At 75.1% G+C, this 15,237-nt stretch carries 16 protein-coding genes; 4 read left to right on the top strand and 12 right to left on the bottom strand.

All coding sequences use genetic code 11. From position 1 onward, the window contains the following. Positions 1-33 precede the first annotated feature (33 nt). The 9 genes from OIE69_RS15375 to OIE69_RS15335 form a co-directional block, all read right to left on the bottom strand. Positions 34-999, bottom strand: coding sequence for an RNA polymerase sigma factor SigF (locus OIE69_RS15375; RefSeq protein WP_392567660.1), 966 nt, complete (start codon positions 997-999; stop codon positions 34-36). 43 nt (positions 1,000-1,042) lie between these two features. Further along, on the bottom strand, positions 1,043-1,456 hold the full coding sequence (locus OIE69_RS15370; protein ID WP_026251777.1) for an ATP-binding protein: 414 nt from the start codon (positions 1,454-1,456) through the stop codon (positions 1,043-1,045). 205 nt (positions 1,457-1,661) lie between these two features. Continuing rightward, complete coding sequence (locus OIE69_RS15365) at positions 1,662-2,171, bottom strand: GNAT family N-acetyltransferase (RefSeq protein WP_089224031.1); 510 nt, start codon at positions 2,169-2,171, stop codon at positions 1,662-1,664. Between the two features lie 10 nt (positions 2,172-2,181). Beyond that, positions 2,182-3,072, bottom strand: a complete 891-nt coding sequence (locus OIE69_RS15360; protein ID WP_326572509.1) for a 1-aminocyclopropane-1-carboxylate deaminase/D-cysteine desulfhydrase — start codon at positions 3,070-3,072, stop codon at positions 2,182-2,184. A gap of 16 nt (positions 3,073-3,088) precedes the next feature. Beyond that, positions 3,089-4,606 carry a hypothetical protein gene (locus tag OIE69_RS15355; RefSeq protein ID WP_326572508.1) on the bottom strand — a complete coding sequence of 506 codons (1,518 nt, stop codon included), beginning with the start codon at positions 4,604-4,606 and terminating at the stop codon, positions 3,089-3,091. A 219-nt stretch (positions 4,607-4,825) separates the two neighbouring features. After that, positions 4,826-5,887 (bottom strand): NAD(P)H-dependent flavin oxidoreductase, encoded by a 1,062-nt coding sequence (locus OIE69_RS15350; protein ID WP_326572507.1) that lies wholly within the window; start codon positions 5,885-5,887, stop codon positions 4,826-4,828. Then, positions 5,887-6,618: a CoA-transferase subunit beta gene (locus tag OIE69_RS15345; RefSeq protein WP_326572506.1), complete on the bottom strand. Its 732-nt coding sequence runs from the start codon at positions 6,616-6,618 to the stop codon at positions 5,887-5,889. Before OIE69_RS15345 ends, OIE69_RS15350 begins: the two co-directional genes overlap by 1 nt. Beyond that, on the bottom strand, positions 6,615-7,445 hold the full coding sequence (locus tag OIE69_RS15340; protein WP_326572505.1) for a CoA transferase subunit A: 831 nt from the start codon (positions 7,443-7,445) through the stop codon (positions 6,615-6,617). Before OIE69_RS15340 ends, OIE69_RS15345 begins: the two co-directional genes overlap by 4 nt. Then, positions 7,442-8,209, bottom strand: coding sequence for an enoyl-CoA hydratase family protein (locus tag OIE69_RS15335; RefSeq protein ID WP_326572504.1), 768 nt, complete (start codon positions 8,207-8,209; stop codon positions 7,442-7,444). The genes OIE69_RS15340 and OIE69_RS15335 overlap by 4 nt, the downstream gene beginning before the upstream one ends. Positions 8,210-8,263: 54 nt before the next feature. Between OIE69_RS15335 and OIE69_RS15330 the strand changes: the two genes are divergently transcribed. Further along, complete coding sequence (locus OIE69_RS15330; RefSeq protein WP_326572503.1) at positions 8,264-9,049, top strand: SDR family oxidoreductase; 786 nt, start codon at positions 8,264-8,266, stop codon at positions 9,047-9,049. Further along, a complete protein-coding gene (locus OIE69_RS15325; RefSeq protein ID WP_326581167.1) occupies positions 9,046-9,990 on the top strand; it encodes an SDR family oxidoreductase in 945 nt (314 codons plus the stop codon). Before OIE69_RS15330 ends, OIE69_RS15325 begins: the two co-directional genes overlap by 4 nt. Before the next feature lie 368 nt (positions 9,991-10,358). On the opposite strand, the gene OIE69_RS15320 is transcribed toward OIE69_RS15325, so the two are convergent. From OIE69_RS15320 to OIE69_RS15310, 3 genes are read right to left on the bottom strand one after another with little or no spacing between them, the layout of a single operon-like run. Next, positions 10,359-11,516, bottom strand: a complete 1,158-nt coding sequence (locus OIE69_RS15320; RefSeq protein ID WP_326572502.1) for an acetyl-CoA C-acetyltransferase — start codon at positions 11,514-11,516, stop codon at positions 10,359-10,361. A 46-nt stretch (positions 11,517-11,562) separates the two neighbouring features. Beyond that, entirely contained in the window at positions 11,563-12,246 is a 684-nt protein-coding gene (locus tag OIE69_RS15315) for a TetR/AcrR family transcriptional regulator (protein ID WP_326572501.1), read from the bottom strand. 16 nt (positions 12,247-12,262) lie between these two features. Then, positions 12,263-13,048, bottom strand: coding sequence for an SDR family oxidoreductase (locus OIE69_RS15310; protein WP_326572500.1), 786 nt, complete (start codon positions 13,046-13,048; stop codon positions 12,263-12,265). A gap of 47 nt (positions 13,049-13,095) precedes the next feature. Between OIE69_RS15310 and OIE69_RS15305 the strand changes: the two genes are divergently transcribed. Both OIE69_RS15305 and OIE69_RS15300 read left to right on the top strand, forming a co-directional pair. After that, positions 13,096-14,247, top strand: a complete 1,152-nt coding sequence (locus OIE69_RS15305; RefSeq protein ID WP_326572499.1) for an acyl-CoA dehydrogenase family protein — start codon at positions 13,096-13,098, stop codon at positions 14,245-14,247. Continuing rightward, positions 14,244-15,224 (top strand): acyl-CoA dehydrogenase family protein, encoded by a 981-nt coding sequence (locus OIE69_RS15300; protein WP_326572498.1) that lies wholly within the window; start codon positions 14,244-14,246, stop codon positions 15,222-15,224. Before OIE69_RS15305 ends, OIE69_RS15300 begins: the two co-directional genes overlap by 4 nt. Positions 15,225-15,237: the final 13 nt, after the last annotated feature.

Below are 15,237 nucleotides of genomic sequence, written 5' to 3'. Positions count from 1 at the left end.
GGGGGCGCCGCCGTCACCTGGCTCCGCCCGGTCTCACTCCTCGACCAGGAGCTTGTCGCGCAGCTGGGCCAGCGTGCGGGCCAGCAGCCGGGAGACGTGCATCTGGGAGATGCCGACCTCCTGGGCGATCTGCGACTGGGTCATGTTCCCGAAGAAGCGCAGCAGCAGGATCTTCTTCTCGCGCGGCGGCAGCTGCTCCAGCAGCGGCTTGAGCGACTCCCGGTACTCCACGCCCTCCAGCGCGTCGTCCTCGGCGCCGAGGGTGTCGGCGACGGCCGGCGACTCGTCGTCGGTGTCGGGCACGTCCAGGGAGAGCGTGCTGTACGCGTTGGCGGATTCGAGGCCCTCCAGGACCTCCTCCTCCGTGATCTTCAGGTGTTCGGCCAGCTCGTGCACCGTCGGGGCGCGCCCGTGCTGTTGCGAGAGCTCGCCGGTCGCCGTCGTCAGGGCGAGCCGCAGCTCCTGCAGACGGCGCGGGACGCGCACCGCCCAGCCCTTGTCGCGGAAGTGCCGCTTGATCTCGCCGACGACGGTCGGGGTGGCGTAGGTGGAGAACTCCACCCCGCGGTCCACGTCGAAGCGGTCCACGGACTTGATCAGCCCGATCGTGGCGACCTGGGTCAGGTCGTCGAGCGGCTCGCCCCGGTTGCGGAACCGGCGGGCGAGGTGCTCGACCAGCGGCAGGTGCATGCGGACCAGCCGGTTGCGCAACTCGGCGCGCTCCGGGGACCCCGGCGGGAGCTTGCTGAGTTCCACGAAGAGCGCCCGGGCCCCGGCCCGGTCGTGGGCCGCGTGGTGCCCGTGCTGCTCCTGCTCGTGGTCCCGCTCCTGCTCGTGGTGCTGCTCCTGCTGCTCCTGCGCCATGCGATCCGCCCGATCCGCCTGATCCGTCTGCCCGGCCGCCTCACTGCTCCCGAGGCCGGCCACGGGTCCGGTACCGGGATGCGGCCGTCCCTCGTGACGCCGCGCCGCGGGAGCGGGTACGGGGCGTCCCCGCACCCCCGGGGTGCTGCCTTCCAGATCGTTCACGGCGATTCCCCCGTTACAGCTGTCCCGGTCCGGCACCGCGCTTCTTGTGCAGGGCGATGCTCACGGTCTTGTCGTCGGCCACGCTGGACTCCACCTCGCCGGCCAGCGCGGACAGCACCGTCCAGGCGAAGGTGTCGCGCTCCGGGGCGCGGCCGTCGGTCGTGGGTGCCGACACGGTCACCCACAGGGCGTCCCCGACCAGGCGGAAGACGCAGCTCAGCACGGATCCCGGGACGGCCTGCTGCAGCAGGATGGCGCACGCCTCGTCCACGGCGATGCGCAGGTCTTCGATCTCGTCGAGGGTGAAGTCCAAACGGGCCGCGAGTCCTGCCGTCGCCGTACGCAGCACCGACAGGTAGGCCCCTGCCGCGGGCAGCCGGACCTCGACGAAGTCCTTCGACCCGGGCTCGCCTGCGATCTGGGACACCCTCACCTCCAAGGTGGCACACGCACTGCCCTCATCGGCATTGCACTGATCTGGTTCGGTTCGCCAGCGACGCTATCGCGATCCGTACCCCGGTGTCGCCCGGACGGAGCACGGTCGCCGCCGTGAATGAGCCCTGACCCGGCACCCCACGACTGTCACCCATAGTAGGCGCATGGGCACGCAACGTGCCTAGTGGTCTGCGGACTCAATTCGAAAGAGATGTCGCTTTGTTGACGCGTGCCTGCTCAGCGAGGGCACGAAGGGGTTCGCCGGTCAGTCGCTGTACCGTCCATTCGTCCTGGGGACGGGCGCCCATCGCACGGTAGAAGGCGAGGGACGGCTCGTTCCAGTCCAGCACGGACCATTCGAAACGTTCGTAGCCCCGCTCGACGCATATGGCGGCGAGTCCGGCGAGCAGGGCCTTGCCGTGGCCGCCGCCGCGCGCATGGGGACGCACGTACAGGTCCTCCAGGTAGACGCCGTGGGTCCCGGTCCAGGTGGAGAAGTTCCTGAACCACAGCGCGAAGCCCACCGGCGCGCCCAGGGTGTCGTCCTCGGCGATGAGCGCGAAGACGGCCGGATCCGGGCCGAAGAGCGCGTCGTGGAACTGTTGCGTGGTGGCGCGCGCACTGTCCGGCTCCCGCTCGTAGTCCGCGAGTTCGCGGACCATCGCGTGGATCTCCGGGACGTCGCCGGGGGTCGCGGCTCGGATCATGCCAGCAAGGCTAACCGGTCGGCCGTCCGGTCACGACGGCCGCGACCGTCGTCCCGGGCGCGAAGGCGCCCTCCTGGGTCAGTGAGAACAGGCCGTGGAGCATCTTCGCGACGTAGACGGAGTCCGGGACGAAGCCGTGCCGCCCGCCGAAGTCCTCCGCGAACGCCCGCAGCTCAGGTGAGACGCGGGCGTAGCCGCCGTGGTGGAAGCGGTCGTCCAGCAGCCAGCTCCCGCGCGGGCCGCCGAAGGCCTCCTCCTGGAGCCGGCGTATCTCCCCGGCCAGGAATCCGCCGCCCTTGAGCACCGGGAACCCGATGGCCCGCTGCCCCGGGCCGAGCCCGGCCGCCAGGCCCGCCAGGGTGCCGCCCGTCCCGCAGGCCACGCCCACGACGTCCGCCCTGCCGCGCAGCTCCTCGCCGAGGGCCGCGCACCCCTGCGCGGCGAGCGCGTTGCTGCCGCCCTCGGGGACGACGTAGGCGGGGCCCAGACGGTCCAGGAGGGTTGCGAGGACCTCGGGCTCGGCCTTGCGGCGGTAGGTGGCCCGGTCGAGGAAGTGCAGCCGCATGCCGTCGGCGGCGGCCCGCGCCAGGGAGGGGTTGAGCGGGCGCCCGGCCAGCTCGTCGCCGCGGACGACACCCGTGGTCGCTATGCCGAGCAGCCGGCCCGCGGCGGCGGTGGCCCGCAGATGGTTGGAGTAGGCGCCGCCGAACGTCAGCAGACGGCCGTGGCCGCCGTCGAGGGCGGCCCGCAGATTCAGGTGGAGCTTGCGCCACTTGTTGCCGGGCAGGTCGGGGTGGATCTGGTCGTCCCGCTTGACGAACATCCGTACGCCGCGCCCGGACAGCCGCTCGTCGTCGAGCAGCTCGACCAGCGGGGAGGGCAGGCGGACGTCCGGGATCACCCGTCCATTGTGGCGGTCACCTGGGGGAGAGGTGGACGCGGTAGCCCGGGTGGTAGCGCAGGTTCGGCAGCGGCCGGGAGGGCCAGTCACGCGCGTACGCGGGCGGCTGCCCGTTCGGCGGGGTCAGGACGGCGACGGGCTGGGTGCGGGCGAGCCGCAGGACGCCGTCCGGGGTCAGGTTCTCGTTGTGCCCCGCGGTCTGGCCGGAGGCGCAGCGTGCCTGGTAGCCGACGGGCGTCGCCATCGGCCCGGTGACCAGGCACGGCGGGCGCACCCCGAGCCGGGTCAGCTCAGCCGCCATGCGGGCGTAGTCGCCGTTGCCGATGGTCGAGCTGCGCACCGCGCGGTGGAGCACGATCTGCTGGGTGACGAGCTGCGCGAGCACGACGGCGACCACGGCGCCGGTGACGGCCGGCCGCAGCGCCGGCCGTACCCGTCCGGGGAGCAGGCGGAGGCACTGGGCGGCGGGCAGGGCGAGCAGGGCGTACGCCGGCAGCAGGAAGCGCGGCGCCGCGTAGTCGATGAGCACCAGATAGGGCAGCGCGAGGGACAGGCCGCACGCGGCGGGCAGGAACCGCGCACCCGGCGCCTGCCCCTCGCGCCGCGGCGCGAGGGCGACCCCGGCCGCCACCAGGGCGGGCAGGGCGAACCACCACACGGCGTCACCCTTGTGCTGCCAGACGGCGTCGCAGGGGCGGCACAGCGTGTGGGAGGCGTCCAGGGTGCTGAGCTGGTCGGCGAAGGCCAGGTGCCAGCCGAGGCCGCCCTCGATCGCGTTCGCGCGGTCCATCCGGGCGAGGATGCCGCCGTAGGCGGTGAACGCCTCGACGACCCACTGGGCGCCGCCCAGCAGCACCCCGGCGGCGATGACCGCGAGCAGCACCAGGCGGCGCCGGCCGCGCACGAAGAGCGCGGCGACGCCCAGCGGCAGGGCCAGCCACGCGGCGTCGTGCGGCCGCAGCAGGGTCAGTGCGGCGAACGCCGCTCCCAGGCCGGCGAGCGCGGCCCGCCCGGTGTGGCCCGGCGCCGCCGCGCGCAGGTAGCAGCCCACCGCGATCAGGGCCACCAGCGCGACCCAGAGGTTGGGCATCGCCTGGGGGCCGTACAGCAGGGTCACCCACAGCCCGGCGAAGAGCAGTCCGCCCAGCGCCACCACCCGAGTGCCGAGCAGCGGCCGCCACAGCCACAGCGCCAGGAAGAGCGCCGCGCCCGACAGGACCGCCAGATAGGCGCGGAGCGCGAGGGTCGACGCGGTCAGCAGCGCCAGCGGCGCCACGAGGGCCGGTACGCCCCGGGAGCGGGGCGCGCTGAAGAACGCCGAGGGGATGTCCGGGGAGACCTGGCTGACGTAGACGGACTCGTCCCAGCCGAGGCCCATGCCGGGCGCGACGACCAGGAGGAGCTGGACCACGGTGAAGAGCGCCGCCAGGCAGGCGAGCAGTCGGACCTCGGAGTGCGGGCGGCTGCGCGGCGGTGCGGCGTGGCGCGCGCGGGGCCGGGCATCCGGTGACGTCAGCTCATGCGTCGTCGCCATAGTGCGTCATGGCAACAGCCGTGACGCACGTGATCAAGGCGGCGCGCCGCTCCCCAGGGGGTGGCTCGGCCGGTGGGGTGAGCGCCGCCGGGGCCCGTTCGCCCGGGTGGCGTCGTCGCCCCGCAGGGCCCCGCAGGGCGGGAGAGGGGCGCGCGCCGTCCTGCGGCTCCCCGTGCGGCGGCGTAGCCGGGACGGTCCGGACAGGGCCGCCACGGGCCCTCAGGCGGGCGTGGTGAGCCCGGCGAGCCGGGCGAGGGCGCGTTCGGCGTCCGCCATGACGCCTGCGACGAGCTCGGCGCAGGAGGGCAGGTCGCCGATCACGCCCGCGACCTGCCCGGCGGCCATCACCCCCAGGTCCGGGTGCCCGTCGACCATGGCGGACTTCAGCATCATCGGCGTACTGGCGGCGAGCAGGGTCTGACTCCAGGTCAGCTTCCTGCCGTGCCGCATCGCGAGGCCGTCGCGCACCATGGCGCGTGCGCTCATACCCGAGACGCGGCGGAAGGCCGCCGCGTGCCGCAGCGCGCGCAGCAGGGCGGCCGCCTTCCCGGAGCGCTCCAGGGCGGCCACCAGGTCGGTGCGGAGCATGCGGTGCGGCAGCCCGTCGACGCGGTCGGTGACGACGACGTCCCGCACCGAGGCGGCCAGGTAGCGGGCCTTGACCGCGTCGGGCACCGGGCTGTCGGAGGTGAGCAGGAAGCGGGTGCCCATGCCGACGCCTGCCGCGCCGTACGCCAGGGCGGCCGCCAGGCCACGGCCGTCGAAGAAGCCGCCCGCCGCGATCACGGGGATGCCGACGGCGTCCACGACCTGCGGCAGCAGCACCGTGGTGGCGACGCTCCCCGTGTGGCCGCCGCCCTCGCCGCCCTGCACCATCACGGCGTCCGCGCCCCAGGCGGCGACCTTCTCGGCGTGCCGCCGCGCCCCGACCGAGGGGATGACCACGACCCCCGCGTCCTTGAGGCGGGCGATGAGCTCACGGGAGGGGGCCAGCGCGAAGGAGGCGACGCGGACGTCCTCCTCGACGATGACACGCACCCTCTCGGCGGCGTCGCCGGCGTCCGCCCGCAGGTTCACCCCGAACGGCGCCCCCTGGGTGCGCTCCCGGACCTCCCGTACGGCCTCGCGCAGCCGCTTCGGGCTCATGGTGGCCGAGGCGAGGATGCCGAGGGCGCCGGCGTTGGCCGTCGCCGACACCAGGCGGGGGCCGGCGACCCAGCCCATGCCGGTCTGCACCAGGGGGTGGCGGACGCCGGCGAGCCGGGTCAGCGCGGTCTCCATCAGGCCCGCACCTCCCGCTCCCGCAGCCCCTCCGGATCGAGGACGGTACGGATCAGCCGCAGTTCCTCGGCACCGGGCTCGCGGGTGCGCGGCGGGTCCGCGGGGGCCGGCAGCGGGAAGCCGGTGGCCTCCTCGAGGGCGGCCTGGCTCACCCCGGGGTGCAGGGAACGGACGCGCATGGTGCGGTCGGCGGTCTCGAAGTCGAAGACGCCGAGGTCGCTGACGACCCGGCGGACGTCGTGGAACCGGGTGACGGACGGGCCCGCGGCGGCCGCCCTGTCGTGCCCGACGCCGCACACCATGTCGACGCGTTCGACGAAGACCCGGGGCGAGTGCCGCGGCACCCAGTAGCTGGTGGGGTTGTTGAGCGTGTTCACGGGCGCGCCCCGCACCCCAAGCAGCTGCCGGGTCGGGCGGTGCCAGTCGCCGATGCACGAGATGTTCTGGTTGCCGTACCGGTCGAGCTGGCTCGCGCCCATCATGACGTGCCGCCGCCCGCCGGTGACCAGCGCCAGGTGCTGCCGGTAGGGCAGCCAGCCCTCGACCTCGCCCGCCGCGTCCAGGAGGAGGGCCTCGCCGTCGGTGAGCAGCAGATCCGGCGCGAAGGTCAGCCGGGCGAGGCGCGCGCCCAGGGAGGGGATCAGCCCCATGGGGGCGGCCAGGACCTCGCCGTCGCCCCGCCAGGTCTCGGCGCAGGCCACCACGGCGTATTCGGCGCGGGTGGGGTTCACGGCCGATCCCTTCCCGCGCCGGACACCAGCCGTTCGGCGAAGGCCGCCCAGGTCTCGGGATCGGCGGCTGCCCGGGCGTACTCCCGCTGGAAGGCCTCGTCGCGGTCGTAGTCCGGGGCGCAGGAGGTGAAGTGCGCGCCGTGCGGGGCTTCGACGACCCCGGTGACGAACTGCCGCTTGACCAGGAGGGACTGCGGGCCGGCCGCCTTGAGCAGGTCGGCGGTGTCGACGACGCGTTCGCACGACACATAGGCGGCGTCCGCCGCCTCGCAGAACAGGTCGTCGAAGTACGGGTCAGGGCCGAGGTACTGGCCGTTGCCGCGGGCGTCGGCGCGGTTGAGGTGCACCAGGGCGGCGTCCAGGCGCAGCGCGGGGACGGCGAGCAGCTCCTCCCCGTCGCCGTAGGGCGAGACGACCGTCCGCAGCCAGGGGTTGACCCGCATCACGTCGGAGCCGAGACCGGCGCGCACCGGCAGGAAGGGCAGCCGGTGCGCGGCCGCCGTCAGGCCCCACATCATCATGGCCTCGTCCAGCTCGGTGAGTTCGAGGCCGCCGTGCTGCCGGGCGGCGCGGAAGTGCGGTTCGAGGGGGATCGAGTCCAGGGTGACGAAGGCGGTGACCAGCCTGCGGATCCGGCCTGCCGCGGCCAGCAGGCCGACGTCCGGGCCCCCGAAGGACACGACGGTCAGGTCCGTGACGCCGGACCGCAGGACGGCCTTCACCAGGGCCATCGGCTTGCGGCGGGAGCCCCAGCCGCCGATGCCGACGGTCATTCCGGAGCGGAGCCCGGCGGCCACCTCGTCCGCGGTCATGACCTTGTCGCTCATCGCCGCCCCTCGGGGCCGGAGCGGGTTCCGGACACGAAGGCGTCGCGGTGCCGGTCCGCGACGCCGGTGAGGTTGGCCTCGAAGGTGAAGCCCTGTTCGAAGCGGTAGCTGCGGCGGACGTCGACGGGGTCGATGCCGTTGATGGCCGCCTTGGCGAGACGGAGCAGCTCGCCGTCCTTCGCCGCGATCTCCCGGGCGAGGCTCAGGGCCGCGGCGTCGAGCTCGCCGCGGGGCACGACCCGCCAGACCGAGCCGTGCCGGTGGAGTTCGGCGGCGGTGACGGTGCGGGAGGTGAAGTAGAGCGTGCGCATCAGGTGCTGGGGGACCAGCCGCGCGAGGTGGGTGGCCGCGCCCAGGGCGCCGCGGTCCAGCTCGGGCAGCCCGAAGGCGGCGTCCTCCGCGGCCACGACGGCGTCCGCGTTGCCGACCAGGCCGATGCCGCCGCCGAGGCAGTGGCCGTGGACCGCCGCGACGACCGGCACCTCGCACTCGTAGACGGCCGCGAAGGCCTCGTAGCAGCCGCGGTTGGCGCCGACGAGGGCCGTGTGGCCCGCGGTGCGCTGCATCTCCTTGAGGTCGACACCGGCGTTGAAGCCGCGGCCCTCCGCGCGCAGGACGACGCAGCGGGTGCCCGGGTCGCGGCCGGCGGCGCGCAGGGCGTCGGCCAGCTCGTACCAGCCGCGCACGGGGAGGGCGTTGACGGGCGGGTGGTCGACGGTGACGGCGGTGACGCCGGGTTCGGGGTGCGAGGTGGAGACAGTCATCCGTGGATCAGCTACCTTTCCACCAAACGTTTGTTAGGGGAAAGGTACTCCGGCGTGAGCGTGACTGTCGATCTGTCGGACCGGGTCGCCGTCGTGACCGGGGGCACCCGCGGGGTCGGCGCCGGCATCGCCGGCGCGTTCGCGGAGGCCGGCGCCCGCGTCGTGGTCTGCGCGCGCCGCCCACCGCCCCGGCCGGCACCCCACGGGGCCGACTTCCGGGCGGTGGACCTGCGCGACCCGGCCGCCGCCGCCGAGGTCCTGGGCGCGGTGGCGGAGGCGTACGGGCGCATCGACGTGCTGGTCAACAACGCGGGCGGGACGCCGTACCGGCTGCTCGGCGAGGCGGGGGCCGAACGGCACGCGCGGGTGGTCGAGCTCAACCTGCTCGCGCCGCTCAACGCCTCGCTCGCCGCACACCGGGTGATGTCCCGTCAGCCCGAGGGCGGCGCGGTCGTGATGATCGGCAGCGTCAGCGGCGGCCGGCCCTCACCGGGGACGGCCGCCTACGGCGCCGCCAAGGCCGGTCTGGAGAGCCTGGCCCGCTCCATGGCCGTCGAATGGGCACCGCTGATCCGCGTCAACACTCTGGTCCTCGGCATGGTCCGCACGGAGTCGGCGCACCTGCACTACGGCGACGAGGACGGCGTCGCCGCGGTCGGGCGCACGGTGCCGCTGGGCCGGCTCGCCGAGCCGGCCGAGGTGGGGGACGCCTGTGTCTTCCTCGCCTCCGACCGGGCCCGGTACATCAGCGGCGCCAGCCTGCACCTGCACGGCGGAGGGGAGGCCCCGGCGTTCCTCGCCGCGGCCCGGGACGGAAGGGGAGCGGGATGGGCGGGATGACGGCGGGGGGCGGCACCACGACGGGGATCTGCGCCGGGCGCGTGGTCGCCGTCACCGGCGCGGGGCGCGGTCTGGGGCGGGCGCACGCCCTGGCGTTCGCCGCCGAGGGCGCACGGGTCGTGGTCAACGACCTCGGCGCCGGGCCGGACGGCGCCGGGAGTTCGGCCGCGCCCGCCCACGAGGTCGCCGCGGAGATCCGCGCCCGGGGCGGTGAGGCCGTCGTCCACGACGGCGACATCGCCACCGCGCAGGGCGCGGCGTCCCTCGTCGCCGCCGCCCTGGAGACCTTCGGGCGGTTGGACACCCTGGTCAACAACGCGGGCTTCCTGCGCGACCGGATGCTCGTCAACCTGGACGAGGACGACTGGAACGCCGTCCTGCGGGTCCATCTCACCGGCCACTTCCTGCCGCTGCGGCACGCGGCCGCGCACTGGCGGGCCGAGACCCGCGCGGGCCGCGCCGCTGACGCGCGGATCGTCAACACCACCTCCGGAGCAGGGCTGCTGGGCAGCGTCGGGCAGGGCAACTACGCGGCGGCCAAGGCCAGCATCGTCGGCCTGACCCTGGTGGCGGCGGCCGAACTGGCGCGGTACGGGGTGCGGGTCAACGCCGTCGCCCCGGCGGCCCGGACCCGGATGACCGAGTCGGTCTTCGCCGAGACCATGGCCGCGCCCGGGGCCGGGGCCTTCGACACCATGGCGCCGGACAACGTCTCGCCGCTCGTCGTCTGGCTCGGCTCGGCCGCCTCGGCCGGTGTCACCGGGCGGGTCTTCGAGGCCGAGGGCGGCCGCGTCACGGTCATGGAGGGCTGGCGCCCGGGCCCCACCGCCGACCGGGGTGCCCGCTGGACGCCCGCGGAGGTGGGGGAGGCCGCCGTGAAGCTGCTCGCGGCCGCGGAGCCCCCCGGGCGGGTGTACGGGGCGCGGGCGCAGGCGACCTGACGCGCGGGCGGTGGCGCGGAGCCCGGCGCCGCGACGGGCCCGGCCGCCGCCCTGGGACGTCGGCCGGACCCGAGCGCCCACCGGTCCGAGCGGACGGACCAGTTCGATGGCGCCGGCGTCGGTGCTGTCCGCGCCGGGACCGGCTTCCCGGTCGTTCCGCCGGTGGTCCAGGCCGGGACGGCGTGCCGGCGCGACCCCGCCCACCGGCGTGCGCCCGGCGTTGGCCGGCGAAGACGAGCGGCGCGTACGGCGCATCACCGGACCGGACGCACACGCGGACAAGGGCGCGGGCCCCCGCCGACGCCGCGACCGCCGGTGGAGCGGCCCCATGGCGGGCGGCCCCCTTCACGCCCCGGCGGCCCGGTGCCTCAGAGCCGTTCGATGATCGTGACGTTGGCCTGGCCGCCGCCCTCGCACATCGTCTGCAGGCCGAAGCGCCCGCCCGTGCGCTCCAGTTCGTGCAGGAGGGTGGTCATCAGCTTCACGCCCGTGGCGCCGAGCGGATGGCCCAGCGCGATGGCGCCGCCGTTGACGTTGACCCGGGCGGGGTCGGCGCCGGTCTCCTTCAGCCAGGCCAGGACGACGGGGGCGAAGGCCTCGTTGATCTCGACCAGGTCGATGTCGTCGATGGTCATCCCGGTCTTCTTCAGCGCGTGCGCGGTCGCCGGAATGGGTGCGGAGAGCATGCGGACGGGGTCCTCGCCGCGCACCGACAGGTGGTGGACCCGGGCCCGCGGGGTGAGGCCGTGCTCGCGGACCGCGCGCTCGGAGGCGATGAGCATGGCGGCGGCCCCGTCGGAGACCTGGGAGGACAGGGCGGCGGTCAGCAGGCCGCCCTCGACCAGGGGTTTGAGGGCGGCCATCTTCTCCGCGGAGGTGTCCCGGCGCGGGCCCTCGTCGGCGGTCACACCGGCGTACGGGACGAGTTCGCGGTCGAAGCGGCCCCCGTCGATCGCGGCGATCGCGCGCCGGTGGGAGCGCAGCGCGAACTCCTCCATGTCCGCTCGGGTGATGCCCCACTTCGCGGCGATGAGCTCGGCGCCGTGGAACTGGCTCACCGGGGTGCTCCCGTAGCGGGCGCGCCAGCCCTCGGAGCCGGAGAACGGGCCCCCGGTCATGCCGAGCGGTTCGACGGCACGGTGGTTGGCGTAGCCGATGGGGATGGCCGACATGTTCTGCACGCCGCCCGCCACGACGAGGTCCTGGGTGCCGGACAGCACGCCCTGGGCGGCGAAGTGGACGGCCTGCTGGGAGGAGCCGCACTGGCGGTCGACGGTGACCCCGGGGACCTCCTCGGGCAGCCCGGCCGCCAGCCAGCTGGTGCGGGCGATGTCGCCCGCCTGCGGGCCGACCTGGTCGAGGCAGCCGAAGACGACGTCCTCGACCGCGGCCGGGTCGACCCCGCAGCGTTCCACCAGCGCCCTCAGCACATGGGCGCCGAGGTCGGCGGGGTGGACCGCGGACAGCCCGCCGCCGCGCCGGCCGACCGGGGTGCGGACCGCTTCGACGATGTAGGCCTCGGCCATGACTGCTCCTCTGTGGGGACCGGGTGGTGGACCGGGGGCGGCTCCGTCACTCCCGTACGGTGACGCCGTCCAGCACCATGGACAGGTACTGCCGGGCGATCTCCTCGGGGCTGTGCTGCCCGCCCGGCCGGTACCAGGACGCCGCGACCCAGACGGTGTCGCGGATGAAGCGGTACGCGAGCCTCAGGTCGAGGTCGGTGCGGAACACCCCGGCGGCGGCGCCGCGTTCCAGTGTCCCGAGCCAGAGCCGCTCGAACCTGCGCTGCGAGTCGGCGAGATAGCCGAAGCGCGGCTGCGAGGACGCCAGCTGCCGGGCCTCCCGCTGGTAGATGGCGACGGCGTCCAGGTGCCGGTCGATCTCCCGGAAGGACGCGGTGACCAGGGCCTCGACGGTCTCCCGCGGGCCGAGGCCGGCCGTCAGGACGCCCTCGTACCCGGCCCACAGCTCGTCCAGGAAGGCCGAGAGGATCTCGTCCAGCATCGACTCCTTGGAGTCGAAGTGGTAGTAGAGGCTGCCCGCGAGCATCCCCGCCTCGTCCGCGATCCGCCGCACAGTGGTGGCGTCGTAGCCCTGCGCGGCGAACACCCCGGCGGCGATGGCGAGGAGTTCCGCCCGGCGCCCGTCGGAGGCGGCTCCGCCGCCCGCGGGGCTCCTGGCGGTCCTCGGCGTGTTCTTCGGCGCGTTCTTGGGCGCTTTCCCGGGCGTGGTCTTCGGCGTGGTCTTCGGCACGGGGATCATTCTCGCTTCATGCGTGCTGGCTGCTCACCGGGACGACCTCCCCGGTCATGTACGAGGAGTAGCCGGAGGCGAGGAAGACGATCACATTGGCGACCTCCCAGGGTTCCGCGGGGCGGCCGAAGGCCTCGCGCGCGGTCAGTTCCCGCAGCACGCCGGGCGTGGTCACCTTCACCAGGTGCGGGTGCATCGCGAGGCTGGGGGAGACGGCGTTGACCCGCACTCCGTACGCCGCGGCCTCCACCGCCGCGCAGCGGGTGAGCGCCATGACGCCGGCCTTGGCCGCGGCGTAGTGCGCCTGCCCGGCCTGGGCGCGCCAGCCGACGACGGATGCGTTGTTGACGATGACGCCGCCGGTGCCGGAGGCCTTCATCCGGCGCAGCGCGGCGCGGGTGCAGCGGAAGGTGCCGTTCAAGGTGACGTCCAGGACCTTCCCCCACTGGGCGTCGGTCATCTCGGTCAGTTCGGCGGTGCCGCCGAGGCCGGCGTTGTTGACCACGACGTCCAGCCGTCCGTGCCGTCGTTCCGCGAGGTCGAGCAGCTCCGCGACCTGGGCCTCGTCCGTGACGTCGCAGGGGAGTCCGGCGACCCGGTCCGGCCCGAACTCGTCCGCCAGGGCCGCCGTGCACTCCTCCAGCCGCCGCGCGTGGGCGTCGCCGACCACCACCCGGGCGCCCTCCTCCAGGAGGCGCCGGGCCGTCGCGCCGCCGATGCCGGCGCCCGCCGCGGCGGTGACGACCGCGGTGCGGTCCGCCAGCAGTGCGTGGCCCGGCTGGTACGGGGGTGGTGGAGTCACGCCACCGACGTTAATCTACCAAACACTTGTTAGGGAAGGGGGAGCGGGTGGATCTCGACTTCACCCCGGAGGAACGGTCCTTCCGGCGCCAGGCCCGGGAGTGGCTCGCCGCGCACGTACCCGCCGTCCCGCTGCCCTCGCTGGAGACGGCCGAGGGCTTCGCCGCCCACCGCGCCTGGGAGCGCCGGCTGGCCGCGGACCGCTGGTCGGTCGTCTCCTGGCCCGCCGCCTACGGGGGACGCGACGCGACGCTGGTGCAGTGGCTGGTTTTCGAGGAGGAGTACCACGCCGCCGGGGCGCCGGGCCGGGCCGGCCAGAACGGCGTCAGCCTGCTCGGCCCCACCCTCCTGGAACACGGCACCAAGGAGCAGCGCGACCGCGTCCTGCCGCCCATGGCGAGCGGCGAGGTGATCTGGGCGCAGGCCTGGTCCGAGCCGGAGGCGGGCTCCGACCTGGCGTCGCTGCGCTCGACCGCCACCCGCACCGACGGCGGCTGGCTGCTGTGCGGCCAGAAGACCTGGTCCTCCCGCGCCGCCTTCGCCGACCGCGCGTTCGGGCTGTTCCGCAGCCATCCCGACGCGCCGCGGCCGCACCAGGGACTGACCTACCTGATGTTCGGGCTCGACGCCCCCGGTGTGACCGTGCGGCCGATCGCCCGCCTCGACGGGAAGCCTGCCTTCGCCGAACTCTTCCTGGACGACGTCTTCGTGCCCGACGCCGATGTCATCGGCGCCCCCGGCGACGGCTGGCGGGTCGCCATGAGCACGGCGGCCGACGAACGCGGCCTCACCCTGCGCAGCCCCGGCCGCTTCACGGCGTCCGCACGCCGCCTGGCGGCCCTGTGGCACGCCCGCGGCGAGGACGCGGACCCGGCCGCCGCCGACCGCGTCGCGAACGCGCTGATCGGCGCCCGCGCGTACCAGTTGGCCGCCTACGCGGGGGCCGCCCGGGCCGCCGAGGGCGGTGCACCGGAGGCCGGGGCGTCCAGCCTCACCAAGGTGTTCTGGTCCGAGCTGGACATCGCCCTCCACGAGACCGCACTGGACCTGCTCGGTCCTGCCGGGGAGGCCGCCGGCGGCCCCTGGGCGGAGGGCTGGGTGTTCGCCCTCGCCGGGCCGGTGTACGCGGGTACGAACGAGATCCAGCGCGACATCGTCGCCGAGCGCCTGCTCGGGCTGCCGAAGGGACGCCGCCGATGAGGTTCCTGCCGACCGCCGAGCAGGCGGACTTCGTCCGCACACTGGACCGCATGCTCGCGGCCTCCGGGACGCCGGAGACGGCCCGCGCCTGGGCGGCGGGGGAGCACGGCCGGGGGCGTCGGCTGTGGACGCGGCTGGCCGGTGCCGGGCTGTTCGCGCTGGCCGTGCCGGAGGCGTACGACGGCTACGGCCCGCGTCCCGTCGAGCTCGCCCTCGCCTTCGTCGAGCTGGGGCGGCACGCCGTGCCCGGGCCGGTCGCGGAGACGGTGGCCGCCGCCGCGCTCCTGGACGCGCTGCCCGATCCGGGGCCGGCCAAGGAATGGCTGCCCCGCGTCGCCGCGGGGCGGGCCCTGCTCGGTCTGGCCGCTCCGGAGGGCGGCCGGGCCCTCGACGCCGACGCCGCCGACGGCGTCCTGCTCGTGAGCGGCGACCGGCTGCTGCTGGCCCGCGAACACGGTCCGGTCCTGGCCTCCCTCGACCCGGTACGGCGCCTGGCCCTGCCGCGGGAGGACACCGCCGCGGTGCTCGCCACCGGGCCCGCCGTCGCGGCCGCCGCCGCCCGCGCCGCCGACCGGGCCACCCTCGTCACGGCGGCACAGGCGCTCGGCGTCGGGCTCGCGCTGCTGGCCCGTACGGTCGAGCACGTGCGGCGGCGCCACCAGTTCGGCGTCCCGGTCGGCTCCTTCCAGGCCGTCAAGCACCGGCTGGCCGACACCCTGATCGCCCTGGAGTTCGCCCGGCCCCTGCTGCACGGCGCCGCCGTGACCGGCACCGGCGCCGACATCTCCGCCGCGAAGGCGGCGTGCGGCGAGGCGGCGTACCGGGCCGCGCGCACCGCGCTGCAACTGCACGGCGCCCTCGGCTACACCGCCGAGTACGACCTGTCCCTGTGGCTGACCAAGGCCCGGGCGCTGCGCTCCGCCTGGGGCACGCCGGCCCGGTGCCGGGCCCGTGTGCTGGCGGAGACGCCCGTCTGAGCCCCCGGGCCGG

Source organism: Actinacidiphila glaucinigra, from assembly GCF_035918135.1.
Lineage (GTDB): Bacteria > Actinomycetota > Actinomycetes > Streptomycetales > Streptomycetaceae > Actinacidiphila > Actinacidiphila glaucinigra.
Note: the sequence above shows the minus strand (reverse complement) of the source record. Positions and strands in the feature narration are given on the sequence as shown.